17 protein-coding genes are annotated in these 17,388 nt (G+C 54.6%); 6 read left to right on the forward strand and 11 right to left on the reverse strand.

The features are described from left to right. Positions 1 to 561: 561 nt before the first annotated feature. From GUC22_RS16825 to GUC22_RS16845, 5 genes are all read left to right on the forward strand, one after another. Positions 562 to 942, forward strand: a complete 381-nt coding sequence (locus tag GUC22_RS16825) for a hypothetical protein (protein WP_004871458.1) — start codon at positions 562 to 564, stop codon at positions 940 to 942. Positions 943 to 988: 46 nt separating this feature from the next. After that, on the forward strand, positions 989 to 3,013 hold the full coding sequence (locus GUC22_RS16830) for a protein-disulfide reductase DsbD family protein (RefSeq protein WP_160183651.1): 2,025 nt from the start codon (positions 989 to 991) through the stop codon (positions 3,011 to 3,013). A 7-nt stretch (positions 3,014 to 3,020) separates the two neighbouring features. Then, positions 3,021 to 3,743 carry a DsbA family protein gene (locus GUC22_RS16835; RefSeq protein ID WP_160183652.1) on the forward strand — a complete coding sequence of 241 codons (723 nt, stop codon included), beginning with the start codon at positions 3,021 to 3,023 and terminating at the stop codon, positions 3,741 to 3,743. A 44-nt stretch (positions 3,744 to 3,787) separates the two neighbouring features. Beyond that, positions 3,788 to 4,546 (forward strand): thiol:disulfide interchange protein DsbG, encoded by a 759-nt coding sequence (gene dsbG / locus GUC22_RS16840; RefSeq protein WP_024359612.1) that lies wholly within the window; start codon positions 3,788 to 3,790, stop codon positions 4,544 to 4,546. Between the two features lie 107 nt (positions 4,547 to 4,653). Next, the gene (locus tag GUC22_RS16845) at positions 4,654 to 4,989 is read left to right on the forward strand and encodes a gamma-glutamylcyclotransferase family protein (RefSeq protein WP_004871461.1); all 336 of its coding nucleotides are present in this window, start codon (positions 4,654 to 4,656) and stop codon (positions 4,987 to 4,989) included. Positions 4,990 to 5,032: 43 nt separating this feature from the next. Here the strand turns inward: GUC22_RS16845 and GUC22_RS16850 are convergent, their stop codons facing one another. The 3 genes from GUC22_RS16850 to GUC22_RS16860 form a co-directional block, all read right to left on the reverse strand. Continuing rightward, positions 5,033 to 6,061 (reverse strand): LLM class flavin-dependent oxidoreductase, encoded by a 1,029-nt coding sequence (locus GUC22_RS16850; RefSeq protein WP_049130209.1) that lies wholly within the window; start codon positions 6,059 to 6,061, stop codon positions 5,033 to 5,035. Positions 6,062 to 6,251: 190 nt separating this feature from the next. Further along, positions 6,252 to 6,629: a RidA family protein gene (locus GUC22_RS16855; protein ID WP_024359614.1), complete on the reverse strand. Its 378-nt coding sequence runs from the start codon at positions 6,627 to 6,629 to the stop codon at positions 6,252 to 6,254. A 586-nt stretch (positions 6,630 to 7,215) separates the two neighbouring features. After that, positions 7,216 to 7,437 carry a cold shock domain-containing protein gene (locus tag GUC22_RS16860; protein ID WP_004871463.1) on the reverse strand — a complete coding sequence of 74 codons (222 nt, stop codon included), beginning with the start codon at positions 7,435 to 7,437 and terminating at the stop codon, positions 7,216 to 7,218. A 667-nt stretch (positions 7,438 to 8,104) separates the two neighbouring features. Between GUC22_RS16860 and cspA the strand changes: the two genes are divergently transcribed. Next, a complete protein-coding gene (gene cspA, locus GUC22_RS16865; protein WP_004131139.1) occupies positions 8,105 to 8,317 on the forward strand; it encodes an RNA chaperone/antiterminator CspA in 213 nt (70 codons plus the stop codon). A gap of 137 nt (positions 8,318 to 8,454) precedes the next feature. Here cspA and GUC22_RS16870 read toward each other — a convergent pair whose 3' ends face one another. The 8 genes from GUC22_RS16870 to citD form a co-directional block, all read right to left on the reverse strand. After that, positions 8,455 to 9,888 carry an anion permease gene (locus GUC22_RS16870; RefSeq protein WP_160183653.1) on the reverse strand — a complete coding sequence of 478 codons (1,434 nt, stop codon included), beginning with the start codon at positions 9,886 to 9,888 and terminating at the stop codon, positions 8,455 to 8,457. A gap of 108 nt (positions 9,889 to 9,996) precedes the next feature. Continuing rightward, positions 9,997 to 12,597 carry a bifunctional aconitate hydratase 2/2-methylisocitrate dehydratase gene (gene acnB, locus GUC22_RS16875; protein ID WP_160183654.1) on the reverse strand — a complete coding sequence of 867 codons (2,601 nt, stop codon included), beginning with the start codon at positions 12,595 to 12,597 and terminating at the stop codon, positions 9,997 to 9,999. Positions 12,598 to 12,665: 68 nt separating this feature from the next. After that, complete coding sequence (locus tag GUC22_RS16880; protein ID WP_024359619.1) at positions 12,666 to 13,232, reverse strand: RBBP9/YdeN family alpha/beta hydrolase; 567 nt, start codon at positions 13,230 to 13,232, stop codon at positions 12,666 to 12,668. Between the two features lie 32 nt (positions 13,233 to 13,264). Beyond that, complete coding sequence (gene citG, locus GUC22_RS16885; protein ID WP_154913298.1) at positions 13,265 to 14,137, reverse strand: triphosphoribosyl-dephospho-CoA synthase CitG; 873 nt, start codon at positions 14,135 to 14,137, stop codon at positions 13,265 to 13,267. Beyond that, positions 14,112 to 14,660, reverse strand: a complete 549-nt coding sequence (citX, locus tag GUC22_RS16890; RefSeq protein WP_102650294.1) for a citrate lyase holo-[acyl-carrier protein] synthase — start codon at positions 14,658 to 14,660, stop codon at positions 14,112 to 14,114. The genes citG and citX overlap by 26 nt, the downstream gene beginning before the upstream one ends. Next, positions 14,657 to 16,177 carry a citrate lyase subunit alpha gene (gene citF, locus GUC22_RS16895; protein ID WP_098363040.1) on the reverse strand — a complete coding sequence of 507 codons (1,521 nt, stop codon included), beginning with the start codon at positions 16,175 to 16,177 and terminating at the stop codon, positions 14,657 to 14,659. The genes citX and citF overlap by 4 nt, the downstream gene beginning before the upstream one ends. A gap of 33 nt (positions 16,178 to 16,210) precedes the next feature. Continuing rightward, a complete protein-coding gene (citE, locus tag GUC22_RS16900) occupies positions 16,211 to 17,086 on the reverse strand; it encodes a citrate (pro-3S)-lyase subunit beta (protein ID WP_024359623.1) in 876 nt (291 codons plus the stop codon). After that, positions 17,086 to 17,376, reverse strand: a complete 291-nt coding sequence (gene citD / locus GUC22_RS16905) for a citrate lyase acyl carrier protein (RefSeq protein ID WP_004131130.1) — start codon at positions 17,374 to 17,376, stop codon at positions 17,086 to 17,088. Before citD ends, citE begins: the two co-directional genes overlap by 1 nt. Positions 17,377 to 17,388 lie beyond the last annotated feature (12 nt).

Here is a 17,388-nt window from a genome sequence, read left to right on the forward strand (position 1 = left end):
TCATTAAAATTTTTCGCCTGGGCTTAGCTAAATCGCGAATCAGGCAGAACGCCGATATTCCTTTGCCGCTACAGGGAGTCTAAAACCGGGTAATAACTTTCCATGACGCATAGGGGCTAAAGAATAGAAATTATTTCACAGAAAATAGTCACGTATATGCAGCAATAGCCGGAAGGAGGCGAAGGCGGTGGGCGAAATAAAATTGTGCGGAAGCGGGAAGCGCTCTGTTAACGCGCTAAGTCGATATTGGGCCGCCATCGAGGCCTCGAACCCCGTTCCCTACAACGTATGTCGTTCGCTCTTCCAGATGAGCTAATGGCGGTCAGGCGCTAATCAGTAAAGTTCAGCAGTGGCGTGCCGATACCAATTAGCGACGCGAATACTAGCCAGTCGGTTGGACGGAGTAAATAATATAAATGTACGAAATATCTGAATCGTCCCTCTCAGCGCCGGCCGATACGGGTCAAGGTTGAGGATGCAGACAAAACCTTACACGCCAGCCCCTTGTACATTGATAAGGATTGTTTATGATCCTCGGGTTCTGAAATGTCCTGGTACCCTATGCGCAACCGTCGGCTCCCTGGTAAATGGTTTTTGATACTGACCTGCTTCGTCATGGCATTCTGCCTTGTTCAGCGGGCGGCCTATCTGCACCATTTTTTGGCGGACGCCAGCGCCCAGGCGCAGGAGAGCGTTCTCAGCGCACAGGCCCAGCAGCCCTCTTCAGAGGAGGCTGAGCAAGGGCCTTCGCCCTGCCAGCTGAGCGCCAAATCCTTGCTCTGCACGCAGCCGCTTTTCTTCGATGGCGCATTGCCGGCCGTTCTTTTATTCCTTACCCTGCTTCAGCTGCTCGCCGCGGGCCGTCCGGTGGTTTTGCGGGACGATCCCGTTCGTCCGCCCACGCTGCGAATACATCTCAAAAACTGCGTTTTCCGTGAGTGAAAAAATCGTTCTTAGACGATTAGTTTTTTAATTCACGGAGAAAAAAATGCTGAATATCTTCAGGGGCTTCGTCTTCCTGTTACTGACCTGCGCGGGCGTTGCCCACGGGGCGGACACAGGATGGCTGACATCCCCGCAACACGACCACGCCCGGATCCGCTTCCAGGCGGAAAAAGGCAAAGATCGGATCGACGGACTGCTCTCTATTGAGCTGGCTTCCGGCTGGAAAACCTACTGGCGCTCGCCGGGTGAAGGCGGCGTCGCCCCGCAAATAATCTGGAACAACGGCGAACGGGCGCGGTGGTACTGGCCTGCCCCGTCAAGATTCAAGATTTCCGGCCTGACGACCCAGGGCTACCACGACCGGGTGGCGATCCCGATGACGATCGCCGCCGCCCCCGGCGACGTGCTGGAAGGCATGCTTACGCTGTCGACCTGCAGCAACGTCTGTCTGCTGACCGACTACCGGCTGCATCTCGATTTCAATCAGCCCGCGGACGGCGAGTTTCGGAACGCCTTTGCCCGGGCCATGCGCGCTGTCCCGGCGGATAACGGAGTGACGAACGATCTCGCCGCGCATCTGGTCGGTAGCCAGCTGGTCATCACCGCGACCACGACCGGCGAATGGAAAAATCCCGGGGTCTATTTTGACCCTATGGACGGGGGGATTGTGGCCGGCGATCCGGAGATTCGCGCCGAGGGCGACCGCCTCAAGGTGACGGTGCCGGTCACCGATGAATGGGGAGAAATACCCGCCACGCTGGCGGGAAAAGCACTGTCGTTGGTGCTGACAAATGGCGAAAAAGCGCAGCAGATAAACCTTACGACTGGCGCCGATCTCGCGCCAACGGCGACGGTTAGTCTCGGGAAAATAGTGCTTTTCGCGCTGCTCGGCGGCGTCATCCTCAACCTGATGCCCTGCGTGTTGCCGGTGATGGGCATGAAGCTCAGTGCGGTGCTGCAGGCCGGGGCCGATCGGGGCAGGGTCCGGCTGCGCTTTCTGGCCACCAGCGCGGGCATCCTGACCTCGTTTGCCCTGCTGGCGCTGATGGTGACGATACTCAAGCTCACCGGCGCCTCGCTGGGCTGGGGGATCCAGTTCCAGAATCCCTGGTTTATCGGCGTAATGGTTGCCGTTACCTTTCTCTTCGCGCTGAATCTGTTCGGGATAGTCGAGATGCTGCTTCCCTCGGCAGCCGTTAGCCGGATGGCGACCGCCGGCGGCGCCGGGATAGCGGGGAGTTTCTGCGAGGGCGTTTTTGCCACTCTGCTGGCAACGCCCTGCTCGGCCCCCTTCCTGGGCACGGCGGTCGCTTTCGCGCTTGCCGCCCCGTTTCATGAGCTGTGGCTGATTTTCATGGTGCTCGGACTGGGCATGGCTGCGCCGTGGCTGTTCGTCGCCCTGTTCCCGCAAACCGCCGCCCTGCTCCCCCGCCCTGGCCGCTGGATGAACAGCCTGAAAATGGCGCTTGGCGTCATGATGCTGGCTTCCAGCTTCTGGCTGACGACGCTGCTCGGCGTTCACCTCGGCGAGACCTCCAGCGTCGTGATGACGTTGACTCTCACCGTGGCGGCCCTGATCGCCTTGTTAGTCGCCCATCAGCGAACGACTCCCGCCTTCTGGCTGGTGGTTATCGCCCTGGCGGCGTATGGCGGTTTTCAGGTTCGCGGTCTGCTGACGCAGGGTTCCACCGTCTCATTGCCGCAGGCTAACGCTCAGCAAATTCGCTGGCAGCCCCTTAGCGAGGAGGCCATCCGCAGCGCGCGGGCTGAAGGCAAACGGGTGTTTATCGATATCTCCGCCGACTGGTGCGTAACGTGCAAAGTGAATGAACTCCGGGTGTTAAATCAGCCCGCCATCATCCGCGCGCTGGCTCAGCCCGATGTCGTGGCGCTGCGCGGCGACTGGAGCAAGCCTTCTGAGCCGATCGCCCGTTTCCTGCAGAGCCGCAATCGCTACGCCATTCCCTTCAACCAGGTCTACGGTCCGGGCCAGCCGCAGGGAGAAATGCTGCCGCCGCTGCTCGATAAACAAACCGTCCTCAAGGCTCTCAATCGTGCCAAAGGTTAAATTAACGATGAAAAAAACGCTGCTCACCCTCGCTCTCCTCCCGGCATCTTTGACGGCTGCGGCGTCTTCGCCGCTTACGCCGGCGCAGGAGGCCCGCGTGCAGGAACTGGTTCAGGAGACGCTAATCGGCCATCCTGAAATTTTGATCGCCGCGGCCGAAAAACTCGATCGGCAGAATGCCCAGGCCGGACAGGAATCGCTAAAGCAGGTACTGTCGCAGGACGGCGAGTTTATCTTTCACGACCCCAACTCACCGCGAATCGGCGCGCAAAATCCGAAGCTGACGCTGGTCGTCTTTACCGATCATAACTGCCCGTATTGTAAAAAGTTTGACCCCTATCTGGAGAAGATTGTGGAAAAATACCCGGACGTTGCGGTGACCTTTAAGTTTCTGCCCTGGCGCTCCGAAAGCTCAATGACCGCGGCCAGGGACGCGCTCACCCTGTGGCGCACGCATCCTGAACAGTTTGTTAAATTTAACCCTATCCTGATGGCGAAAAAGGGGTATCACGACAGTGTCAGCATTGAGCAGGCAAAAAAGAAGGCGGGGGTCATGGCGGCTCAGCCGGATGCGCAAAGTCTGGAGACGATTAAGCGCAGCTTTGCTATCGCCGAAAAGCTTGGCATTCAGGGAACGCCGGCCACGCTTATCGGCGATGAGATGCTCTCAGGCTGGATCCCCTGGGAGCAATTTGATGCCACAATCGGCGACGCGCTGAAAAAACAGTAACCCACGTCAGGGGGAGCGATCCCCCTGCATTGCGAGGCGATATGATGAAATACTTTTTACTGCTGGCGGCCTGGATGATGCCGGGCCTGGCGCTTGCCGAGGGGGCTATCCCCCAGATAGTTAAAAATTTTGGTGAACAGCAAGGGATCAAAATTATTAAGGAGATAGATTCCCCCGGCGGCGTGAAAGGCTGGGTCGGTCAGTATCAGGATATGGGCGTTACCCTGTTTTTGACGCCGGACGGGAAGCACGTTATTTCCGGGTATCTTTACGATGATAAAGGGCAAAACCTCAGCGAGGGGTACTTCAAAGAAGCGATCTATACCCCGTTAGGCCGCGAAATGTGGAAGAAGCTGAACGATGCCCGGCCGCTCAAGGAAGGCGCTGATTCCGCTGCCAGAAAAGTGATTGTCTTCGCCGATCCGTTCTGCCCCTACTGCAAGTCGTTCTGGTCAGCGGCGCAGCCGTGGGTAAAAGCCGGTAAGGTCCAGCTGAATACCCTGCTGGTTGCCTTTCTCAACCCGAAAAGCGGCCAATACGCCACGGCAATCCTGAATGCCAAAGATCCGGTAGCCGCCTGGCAAGAGTATGAACTCTCCGGCGGCAAAAAACTCCCGCGCTTTGACGGCGTGACGCCGCGCGAAACCTTTAATCTTCTTCAGCATAACCAAAAGCTGATGGATGATTTGGGCGCCAGCGCGACGCCGGCTATCTATTACATGAATGAACAGAACGAGCTCCAGCAGGTGATCGGCATGCCCGATAAGAAGCAGCTGGTGGAGATGTTCGGGCCTGAGCCCTGATGCAGAGCGGGCGTCCCTCGGGGCGCCTTGCTAACCCAGGACTGACTGCGTATTTTTACTCTTACGCTGCCCGTCCGGGCATTCAACGCTTGAATGAATGAGGAATAATGGAACGCTTATTTGTCTACGGCACGCTGCGTCCGGGCCACTCGAATGCCCATATTATGGACAACATTGGCGGTGAGTGGCAGCCCGGCTATGTGAAGGGGCTGTTTTATGAACGCGGCTGGGGAGCGGCGGCGGATTTTCCGGGGATCGTGCTCGACAACAACGGGCCTCGGGTCGACGGCTATCTGTTCCTGTCCGCGAATCTTAGCGTCCACTGGCCGATGCTGGATGCGTTTGAAGAGGGCTACGATCGCGTTGCCGTGGACGTTACCACCGAAGACGGCCAGCGCGTGACCGCCTGGATCTATCAGCTACAGCCGAAGGTCGCAGCGTAAAACCCTTTCGCCCCGCGCGTGCGGGGCGTCGCTCAGCGCGGGTTTAAGCGTCGCGCCAGCCCATTGCCGGCGCAACGTGCTTCAGTATGGACTCAATCACGTGGGCGTTATACTCCACGCCCAGCTGGTTCGGCACCGTCAGCAACAGCGTATCCGCTTCGGCAATCGCCTCGTCCTGCTTCAGCTGTTCGACCAGCTTGTCCGGCTCCGCGGCGTAGCTGCGGCCAAAAATGGCGCGAGTCTTCTCGTCGAGGAAACCTATCGAATCGCTCTCGTCACGGCCTGAACCGAAATACATCCGGTCACGATCGTTCATCAGCGCGAAAATGCTGCGGCTGACCGAAACCCGCGGCGTGCGCGTATGGCCCGCTTCTGCCCAGGCCTCGCGGTAGGCGCGGATCTGTTTCGCCTGCTGAATATGGAACGGTTCGCCGGTTTCATCGTCTTTCAGCGTCGAACTTTGCAGATTCATCCCCAGCTTTGCCGCCCACCTTGCCGTCGCATTCGAACCGGCGCCCCACCAGATTCGCTCGCGCAGCCCTGCAGAATAAGGCTCAAGCCGCAGCAGGCCCGGCGGATTGGGGAACATGGGCTGCGGGTTAGGTTTCGCAAACCCCTCTCCGCGCAGCGCGTCCAGCAACACTTCGGTATGGCGGCGCGCCATGTCGGACTCGTTTTCGCCTTCTCCGGGAACATAGCCAAAATAGCGCCAGCCGTCGATCACCTGCTCCGGCGAGCCGCGGCTGATACCCAGCTGTAAACGGCCGCCGGAAATTAAATCCGCCGCGCCCGCATCCTCGGCCATATACAGCGGGTTTTCGTAGCGCATATCGATAACGCCGGTGCCGATTTCAATACGTTTGGTTTTCGCCCCGACCGCAGCCAGCAGGGGAAACGGCGAACTGAGCTGGCGGGCGAAATGGTGCACCCTGAAATAGGCGCCATCCGCGCCCAGTTCTTCGGCGGCAACGGCCAGATCGATGGATTGCAGCAGCGCGTCAGCGGCCGAGCGCGTCCCGGACTGCGGCGACGGCGTCCAGTGACCAAATGACAAAAAGCCAATCTTTTTCATGACGTGGGTATCCTGGTTGGCGGGGAGGTCGTCGGCAGGTGGCGCATAATGAAACGTGTCTGCCGCGTTATGCCTCTACTCTACGCATAACCAGGTGAGAATAAATATCGTTTGTTTAACCGAATGCTTCAAATAAATTGATTGAGTCTGCGCGACGCCACAGACCGCGGCCCGGGCGATAAACACGGGTTCACAGGCCGAATATCGCCTCAATTTCAATTTTGAGATCCGCAGAAAACAGGCGGCTGACTTCAACGAGCGAGCTGGCGGGTAAGCAATCGCCGTAGTTCCGGTAAAGCACTTTGCGCAGCTCGTCGAGCTCATCAAAAGAAGTGATAAAGATCGTGACTTTGATAAGAGACGAAAAATCGATGCCTTCGGCCTGGGCAACGGTTCGTATCTGGGTAAAAATCTCCTCCGCCTGGGCGGCAATACCGTCGTGCTGCGCTCGGGTACCGAACGCGGTGAGTCCAGAAATATAAAGCGTGTTTCCGTGCTTAACCGAATGAACGTAGGGCGCCTTGACCTCGCCCAGTTCAGGGTAATTTTTTCGTACTATCTGACTCATACCGATATCCTTATTTTACAAGAAACTGACTTGCCTCACTCGTTCGGCGGTCTTGTCGTCATTCATTAGCCAGTCGCTAAACAGCCGCTGGCTAATGGCCCGCGCTTTTCATTGCATCCTGCCTGCCCGGATTGCACGGCTCTTTTGTACCCGGAAGATAAAATTTTCCGGACGAGTCAGGCTGCGTTCCGCCGGGGCAACCATCGCGCCCAGACGCGGTCGCGCTGCCATCAGAGCCATTGCCCCCATCCGAGTTATCCCCATTCCCACCGTCGCCGCCATTACCGCCGTTAGCGGCATAGGCTGAGCATGCGCACAGCATGAAGAAACACACCAAAAAGCGTCTGACCATCACCATCCCCTGTCATCGGATTTAAACACTGACTAAAAACAGGTGAATTGTACTCGCTTCCAGAATCCGTTGAACGCATTTCTGCCGCATCGCCGGATAAGAAAAACCGTACGCGACGCGACGATCGTTGTGCTCAGGGACAGGGCATGGAATAAGGCAGGAATAATCCAGGGGCAGGCCGTCGCGATATCGCCAGCACGGCTTTCGCTATCGCGGCCGTAACGCTATAAATCGTTATTTATCGCACAGGGTGACGTGGGTGGCAGCAGGGCCCTTGTCATCTCTATGGAGTATGGCATATTCAACTTTCTGGCCTTCAAACAGGGTATTAAAATTATCACCACGAAGCGCCGAGCAATGGACCGAGATATCTTTACTGCCATCGAGAGGTGAAATGAAACCAAATCCCTTTGACTCATTATACCACTTGACCAGACCTTTAATTCTTGAGGACATACTGACTCCAGTTGCACATCAGGTAATTGACAGAAAACGTGTCGGATTAAACGTATGGACTCAAAAGAAAGGGGGTATCAGCGATAGCGCCTGGTAATGAGAACGGGCCGGTAAAATTTTTAAGCTCATGCGTTTTTTCGGATTAATAATTTCATTAATGCATAAATACCATTAATAAGCAAATGAAATTTTAGCCGTCCAGATGCCCCGCTGGGGATAAAATAATGAGAAATGGCCTTAAATTTATTGCGCTGCGACTCATGATATAGCTTCACCGCCGCGTGAGCCTGTTCGGAAAAATAAAAGAACATCCCTCCAGATTTATCCACGTCACCATAGCCAAAAACTTGGCTAACCCAATGAAATAATGGATTTTATTATCATTAAACCATCAACAAGGCGCTGGCGAATCACTCCCCCCTCTTTCCGTATTACTCTCCGTCCCGGCAATATCAATTGAAATAAGTCTTGCTATCCGCGGTGAAGTATGTGACTAATGATTGGTCGGTTAAGTACACAGACATAATAAAGCGGTTTAGTAAAGCAGTCCTCATCTCAAGTGTTATCCGTTGATAATTCTTCCTTTTGAGTCTCCTTATCGTTATTAATTAGATTCTGTGCGAAACCTTTTTTCGCCGTAAGGCTCAGATATGTTGAGGTATTATCAATGTCTAATAAAATGACTGGTTTAGTAAAATGGTTTAATGAGTCGAAAGGCTTTGGTTTCATCACCCCGGACAACGGTAGCAAAGATGTGTTTGTACATTTTTCTGCTATCCAGAGCGGCGGTTTTAAGACCCTGAACGAAGGCCAGAAAGTCGAATTCACCATTGAAGATGGCCAGAAAGGCCCTTCAGCGGGTAACGTCTACGCCATCTAAGCTGCGCTTTATTCACTGGCGGTAGATTTCAGCTTCGCTGCTGATGATGGACTCACGCCAGTTCAAAAACCCTGACATCATGTCGGGGTTTTTTCGTTATATCACGAGCCGCCAGGTAATAAAAAACAAGGCTGGCCTCAGAGTATTCCGTGCTGAATCAAAAAGCCCCACCACGGAATGCCGACAACCATATGCAGCAGAAACGTTAATAAAGCGATTATGGTCCCGGTTAACCACCAGGATTTAATATCGTTATAACCGGCGGCAAAGATAATCGGCCCGGCGGCACCGCCATAGTGCGTGATACAGCCCCCGTAAGAGTTAGAAAACAGGATCGCAAGCGCCAGCAGCGCAGGCGCCGTACCGGTAACCAGTCCGACGGTAGCGAAGACGGGAACCATAGCCGCGACGTATGCACCGCCGGAGGCGAATAAATAGCGCACGATGATGCTTAAAAAAACAATAATCACAATGGTCGTGTTACCGGCGCCGAGGAAATCCAGATGCGCGGACATAAAGGCGGCAAGCCATTTAAAAAATCCCTCTTTGCTTAAGGTCGCACTCAGTCCAATAATGCCGCCGTACCAGATTAACGTATTCCAGCCGCCCTTATTTTGCAGCACATCATTCCAGCAAATAACATTCGCGAGCAAAGCGCCAGCCATGGCAATCACCGCAACGGAGGATTCATTCAGCCCCAGATAATGAGAAAATATCCAGCCTGAGAGCGCGGAGATAAATACGACGATCAGTCCTTTCTCTTTCGAACTGATGGCACCCAGCTCATTCAGGCCCGCAGTGGCTATTTTTATATTGTCTATTTCTTTTAATTGCGGGCGCACTATTTTGTAGGTGATATAAGGAATAACGGTTAACATCAATAGCCCAAGCGGTACCCCCGCCAGAGCCCATCCCACCCAGCTTATGCGAATATGAAAAATATCGGAAATTAACTGTAACGCTAAAGCATTTCCGGCAAACGCGGTCAAAAACATATAGCTGGTGGTTTTAGTCACCATATAGATATTCACCATCAGATAACGTCCGGCCTGACGCGGACTCTCTTTTGGCGTTGAACCTAACACCAGGGCAATGCTATTGATAATCGGGAATACGACGCCGCCGGCGCGTGCGGTGTTAGAAGGCGTCGCCGGTGACAGCATTAAATCCAACAGCGCCGTGACGTACCCTAGCCGTAGGGTTGTCCCACCAAATTTTAAAATAAACCAGTACGCCAGACGTTTCCCTAATCCGGTAGTGACAAAAGCGGCGCTCAAAGTAAACGCGCTAAATACCAACCATGTCGTTCCCGAGGAAAAACCGCTCAGTACATCCATTGACTTGACGGGAGAGTCATCAAATCTTGCCACCGTTAAGCATGACAAGCCTACCGCCGACATCATAATCACGGGCTCAGGATAAGGCTTACTCACCAGCCCTATAATGGACGCCAGGTAGATGCCGGCCAGTATCCAGGCTTCTTTCGTTAATCCCTCGGGGGGTGGAATTATTATTGCTAATATAATAATAAAAATAAGCACCGCTATTTTTATTAGCTTTGACTTCAACATGCTGCACCTCGGCTACAATCCGTGTCGTTAAAAGCAGAAGCCTCTTTCTTCTGAAGCTTCTGCTGAATAAGTGAGCTATTCACCGTTATTGCTTAATGCAGTAAAGAATTAGCCAGCGAATGTTTTAATAATATTTTTTTCATCATTCGTTGACTGATACTCTGGCAACCGATCGAAGTTCAGGTAACGATAAATATCGTCCCTTGTTGCTTTGATTTTATCCATGTGCCAGAAATATTGTTCAACGGTCGGCATTTTCCCTATCATCGCCGTCACGGCGCTCAGCTCTGCCGACGCTAAAAAAACGTTCGCATCGGTGCCCAGACGATTCGGAAAGTTACGAGTCGATGTTGAAACAACGGAACTGCCCTGACGTACCCGCGCCTGGTTCCCCATACACAGCGAACAGCCGGCGGGTTCGATTCTGGCGCCCGTTTTTATAAACTGATTAAAGTAGCCTTCACTGGCAAGCTGACGCGCATCCATTTTCGTCGGCGGAGCCAGCCACAGCCGTACGGGTATCTCGCGGGCATCGGCAATAATTTTACCGGCGGCGCGGAAATGGCCAATATTCGTCATGCAGGAGCCAATAAAGACTTCATCTATCGGCGTACGCGCGACTTCCGACAGCAGCCGGGCGTCATCCGGATCGTTCGGCGCACAGACGATAGGTTCGGTAATTTCCGTGAGATCGATCTCAATCACCGCGGCATATTCGGCGTTCTCATCGGCCACCAGCAGCGACGGATTCGCCAGCCACGCCTCAATTTCCGCAATTCGCCGCGCCAGCGTGTCGGCATTTTCATAACCCTGATTAATCATCCAGCGTAGCAATGTGGCATTGGAGCGCAGGTATTCCGCCACGTTATCTTCTTCCAGACGCAGCACGCACGCCGCTGCGGAGCGTTCGGCCGAGGCGTCGGCCAGTTCAAAGGCCTGCTCCGCTTTCAGCATCCCGAGCCCTTCGATTTCCAGGATACGACCGGAGAAGATATTGATCTTATTTTTTTTCTCCACCGTCAGTAATCCCTGCTTACGGGCATAGAGCGGAATGGCGTGAACCAGATCGCGCAGGGTTATCCCCGGCTGCATCTCTCCCGTAAAACGGACCAGTACGGACTCCGGCATATCCAGCGGCATAATGCCCGTTGCCGCAGCAAAGGCCACCAGCCCGGAGCCCCCGGGGAAAGAGATGCCAAGCGGGAAACGGGTGTGCGAATCCGCCCCGGTCCCTACAGTATCAGGAATTAGCATACGGTTAAGCCAGGAGTGGATAATGCCATCACCCGGCTTCAGCGCCACGCCGTTCCGGCGGCTGATAAATTCAGGCAGCGTTTCATGCAGCTTCACATCAACCGGCTTGGGATAGGCCGAGGTATGGCAGAAAGACTGCATAACCAAATCAGCGGAAAAACTCAGGCAGGCCAGATCGGTAAGCTCATCGCGCGTCATTCCTCCGGTGGTATCCTGCGAACCGACGGTGGTGACTCGCGGCTCGCAGTACTGTCCTGGTCGGATTCCGGCAACGCCGCAGGCTCTCCCCACTATTTTCTGCGCCAGCGTAAAGCCGGCGGCGGAGGGTGCCGGCGCCTTCGGCCTGCGGAAAACGTCGGAGGGCGCAAGGTTCAGTGATTGCCGCGCTCTGGCCGTCAGGCTGCGGCCAATAATCAGCGGAATGCGCCCTCCGGCGCGCACTTCATCCAGCAGAACGTCCGTTTTCAGGGAAAATGAGGTAACAGGACGCTGGCTGTGGGTTTCGCAAATCTCCCCGCGATACGGATAGAGATCAATCAGCATTCCCGTGGATAGCGCGGAAACATCCATTTCAAGGGGCAGCGCGCCGGAATCTTCCAGGGTATTAAAAAAGATGGGCGCAATATTGCCGCCAAAAACAAAGCCGCCGTTTCGTTTATTCGGCACCCATGGAATATCGTTGCCAAGGTGCCATAAAATAGAGTTAGTAGCCGATTTTCGCGAAGAGCCGGTGCCGACGACATCGCCGACGTAGACCAGCGGGTAGCCCTCTTTCTTTAACTGCTCTAGCTGTCGTATCGGCCCGCGGCTTCCCGGTTCATCCGGGCTGACGCCGTCGCGCGGATGACACAACATGGACAAGGCATGCAGAGGAATATCCGGACGTGACCATGCCTCGGGCGCAGGGGACAAATCATCAGTATTGGTTTCCCCCGTCACTTTAAATACTTTCAGCGTGATCTTCTCCGGCAGCGCCGGGCGACGTAAAAACCATTCGGCGTCGGCCCATGACTGAATCACTTTTTGCGCCCAGGCATTTCCTTGTTTCGCCTTTTCTTCCACATCCTTAAATTTTTCAAAAATAAGCAGCGTGGCGCTTAATTGTTCCGCTGCGCTGCTGGCCCAGCGGGGATCGTCCAGTAAGTGAATGAGCGGTTGAACATTATAACCGCCCTGCATGGTGCCCAGCAGTTCAATAGCCTGCTGAGGCGCAATAATACTCGCCGGGTTTTCTTCTTTGATCTGCTGATAAAGAAAATCGGCTTTAATCTTCGCCGCCGGATCGACGCCCGGCGGCACGCGATGCGCTAACAGCTGTACAAGGGCATGTTTATCATCGCAGGTCTTGCTGGTCAGTAATGTAATTAATTCTTGCGTTTGCTCAGCGGTTAACGGCTTCGGTGGAATATTTTTTTCAGCACGTTCGTCCACATGCTTATTATAAGCTTCTAACATATGCTCTCCGTTTCAGATGTTATTTATCTGAAGGTTGTTTATGTAATAGCGATATTCGGTTGGTAAAATTAAGTTTTAATAAATTGCGGTAAGCCTTCACAAAATTCTGCTAACTGCTCCAGACCATAATTCCACTCCCCGAATCCGGACTCAGCATTAATATGCCCGGCGTCACCCAGATCGATTAACCGCCCTCCCCAGCATTGCGCCCAGTACTGCGCTCGCTTAAAGGTCATTAACGGATCGTTTCGGCTGGCAAACAGGAGGCTGGGCACCCGCAGCATCTCGGGAATTACCGCCTCGTCCAGTTCGAAGAGCGATGGCTCCGCAGGCGCAACCATGACGATACCCGCGATGTTCACCTTTTGCGTCTGAATGAGGCGACATGCGGCGAGCGCCCCAAAGCTGTGGCCGACCAGCACGGCCGGCCGCTGACAGATAGCCAGCTCCCGACGGATAGCGGATACCCAGGCATCGATATCCGGCTCCAGCCAGTTCCGCTGGCTTATCCGCTTCCAAAAAGGAAAACGACGACTCCAACAGCTTTGCCAGTGATGCTCATCGCTGTCTCGCAGGCCCGGTACCAGAATAATCGTCAACTTCTCGCTGAGCTGTTCCAGACGTTGGGTAGTCATAAAGCCTTCCTCTCCACGTTCAGTACCGCCCGTCAGGCCGGGTAATGGGAAAGTACCCAGCCAACGGCAAGGAGATCCGCGCTGCCGCCAGGGCTAATATTTCTGTCAATCAACGCCTTATCCATGTGTCTCAGCGCTTTTCTGAGCTTTTCACCCGCCAGGTGTTCTATCTTCAGAACGCGTTGCGCATAGCGCTGCACATACTGCAGGCCACTCAGCCCGCCCCGGGACACCACATTGGTATCGGGGTTGAAGGCCATCAGGGCCAGCAGCATCCTGAGCAGCGCATCCTGCTCAGATAACCCCTCCCGCCGCGCTTTCTGCCACTGCGGCAGCCCGAACTGCCTGACGGTATAAAAGCCGTTCTCAGCCTCACCCCGCGCGCCGCTAAGCCCAAAGCGCTGAAAAATATGCTCGCCTTTGGTTTTCGCGAGGCCCTTTCTTTTCAGTTCCTGGCTAACCAGGCCCGCGCACATCGCGCGGGTTTCCTCGCACAGATTGCGCTGGCTAAGCATCTGGTTGCGCTTAACAAGGCGCCCAGCGGCGGCGCACAGCAGGCCGAGGGAAAAAATGCCGCCTTTGTGGGTGTTTACTCCCCCCGTGGCGTTAAACATCGCCTGTTCGCAGGCCAGTCCTGTGGGCCTTATCGCCAATAGCGTCTGCGGGGCAGGCAAATCCGCCGTCGCCTTTCCCTGCGCAAAAAAGCGCGGAAACCAGGGCGAGACGGCGCGAATACTGGCCATAAACAGGGCGATGTTCATATCACGATGCGCGCCATTGTTCTCGCCATCAACCAGCCCGGGCTTTGGCGTTAATCTCACTTCCCGATACATCGCCTCGGCAGCCAGCCAGGCAATGCTTTCACGTTGCTCAGCCCGTTCAACGTTCACCGCGAAAGTAGTCATAGGCTAAATCCTCAATCACTTGCGCAAGTTCATTCTGAGAATGGCGGCGCATACGGGAACAGACGTGGGCAGCCTCATTGCAAATGAAGCATCTGCGCATCGGCTGTCGGATCGCGCTGCGCTTAATTAATCCGGATGTGGGACAAAAGACATCGATATCCCACAGACGCCCGAGAGGATGATGATCTTCAAGATGCGCCGTCACGTGCTTAATCATCCAGGCAGGCGCCGCTACGGACCAGAACGCTTCGGGCCCGGTAGGCTGAAAACGAACGTCGTGTCTGGAAACGCCCCAGCGATGTTTCAGCAACAGCTGGCTCAACGCGTCCGTCGCCTCCGCCATAACCTGCCGGGCAAGCGGCGTATCTTTTACCTCTCCGGGCCAGACAAGCGTGGTGGATACCATCGGTTGTTCGAAGCGGCGCAGCCACGCCTGTTGTACACTCGCGCGCGCTTCTCTGGCTCTGAGGACCTCCTCAAGGGTGAGAGTGGCGCAGGAAGCGTTTGTCGTTTCGTCGATCATTCTTTCACCTGCCTTACAACGTCAATGACGCTGCCATCGCGATAACGCACGACGCCGACAATGCGCGAGGTAAACTCAATCGGTTTCGGTTCGCCAGAAATCACCAGCGATGTCTGATAAAGCGCCTCGATATCAACAACCGGCAAACCGGCCGCCGTCAGCCTCTCTTTGACTTCCGGGCGGGCAGGATTCACGGCAATGCCGTGGTCGGTGACGAGCACGTCAATGCTCTCTCCCGGCGTTACGCGGGTCGTGACGCGCCTGACGACGGTGGGAATGCGGCTGCGGATCAGGGGCGCGACCACGATAGTTAAATTTGCCGCCGCAGCGACATCGCAATGTCCGCCCGATGCGCCGCGCATCACACCGTCGGAGCCGGTCAGAACGTTGACGTTAAAATCCGTATCAATTTCCAGCGCGCTTAAGATGACGATATCCACGCGGTCGCAGCAGGCGGCTTTCGCCGCCGGGTTGGCGTAAACGCTGGTCGAAATTTCAACGTGGTGCGGATTTTTCGCCAGCGACTCTCCCGCCGCGCCATCAAAACTTTGTGTATCCAGCAGCTTAGTAATCAGCCCCTTTTCATGCAGATCGACAATGCTGCCGGTAATGCCGCCTAAGGCAAAGCTGGCGACGATATTGTGTTTCCTCATGCGGGATTCCAGGAATCGCGTACAGGCGGTGGACGCCGCGCCCGATCCCGTTTGCAGGGAAAAGCCATCGCGAAAATAACCGGAATGCTCAATGACGTCCGCAGCAGACCGCGCGATCATCAGCTCTCGCGGATTGCTGGTCACGCGCGCGGCGCCAACGCTGATTTTCGCCGGGTCGCCTACGCTGTCGATTTTGACAATATAATCAACCTGATCCTGAATAATGCTGGCCGGCATGTACGGAAACGGTTCAATGCTTTCCGTCAGCAAAACCACCTTTCGGGCATATTTTGCATCGACCATCGCGTAGCCAAGTGAGCCGCACCGGGATTTACCGCCGCTGCCGCTGGCATTGCCATATTCATCGCAGCAGGAGACCGCCAGGAATGCGACATCAATATTAATTTCACCCTTCTCAATCAGATTGACCCTGCCGCCGTGCGAGTGGATCTGTACCGGCTCCTCCATCAGACCGTGTGAAATCGCATCCGCTAATTCACCGCGCATCCCGGAGGTATAGATTTTGCTAATAACGCCGTGTTTAATATGCTCGATCAGCGGCGTGTTGCAGGTCATCAGGGAACTTGACGCCAGCGTCAGCCCTCGCAGGCCTTTTTCCGCCAGCCTGGCCATAACGTAGTTAATCACTTGATCACCCTCGCGGAAGGCGTGATGAAATGAAACGGTCATCCCATCGCGTAAATCGCAGCGCGATAAAACTTCATCCAGCGTGTCGAAAAGTTTGCGCTGATATTTTTGCCGGGTATCCGCGAGATAGGGCGTATGGGTATTTGCGCCGGAAAATACCTCATATTGGTGCTGGGCGCCGGATATATTATGAAGGGCTTCGGTTAATTGATTCATAGTTAAATCCTGTTGCTGGTGACTGAATGGAGATTATTGACGGATGCCGGAGGCATTTTTGCGTTCAATAACCACCCGGGCATGGTTGATGATCGGCGCGTCAATCATTTTGCCGTTCAGTGAAATCACCCCAAGTCCGCTACGCTCCCCTTCTTCGGCCGCGGCAATTACACGCTCGGCGTAATCAACCTCTTCCTGAGTGGGGGCATAGGCATTATGTAAGATCTCAATCTGCCGTGGATTAATAAGCGACTTACCGTTAAAGCCCATACGCTTAATCAAATCCACTTCTTTCAAAAAGCCGGCTTCGTCATTAATATCGGCATAGACCACGTCAAACGCATCAATGCCTGCCCCACGGGCCGCATGTAATACCGCGCAGCGCGCGTAAAACAACTCCGTACCGTCGCCGCGTTCCGTTTGCATATCCATGACGTAATCAAACGCCGCCAGCGCAATTCCCATCAGGCGTTGAGATGCCCTGGCGATAGCGACGGCATTAATGACGCCCACCGCCGATTCAATCGCCGCCATGAGCTGCGTAGAGCCCACCGGACGGCCGCAGCTCTCTTCAATACGCACAATTTCACGCTCAAGCTGATAAATATCTTCCGGCGTATCGGTTTTGGGTAAACGGATAACATCGACGCCGGCGCGCACCGCCGCTTCGAGGTCTTTTAAGCCAAACGGCGTATTCAGCGGGTTAATCCTGACAACGGTTTCAATATCTTTATACATAGGATGCTGTAACGCATGGAACACCAGCAGCCGCGCGCTGTCTTTCTCTTTCAACGAGACCGCATCTTCCAGGTCAAACATGATTGAATCGGGTTTATAAATAAAGGCGGTTGAAAGCATAGCGGCGCTTGAACCCGGTAAAAAAAGCATGCTGCGACGTAATTTTTTCATCATAATTTTTCCCACGCAATTTCGTTGCTGGCCGTTCCCCGTAAAATCGCCGCCTGCATTCTGGCGCGGATAACACAGTCCAGCGCGCCCTTATCCTCCACAATAATCTGGCCCTGCGTAACGTTTAATATGGAAAGTGTTTCATTGACCACTGCCGTAATCTGTTCACCAAATTGTTTGTACACTTCACTGTTGATAGTTATATCGAGCCCATCATCGTAGGGGCTGACTTTGACAACCAGGTCGCTGGATTCGAGCGTCCCGGCGATTGCCGCATGTAATATTTTCATATAAATATCCTG

The organism is Klebsiella sp. MPUS7 (assembly GCF_009905335.1).
Lineage (GTDB): Bacteria > Pseudomonadota > Gammaproteobacteria > Enterobacterales > Enterobacteriaceae > Klebsiella > Klebsiella grimontii.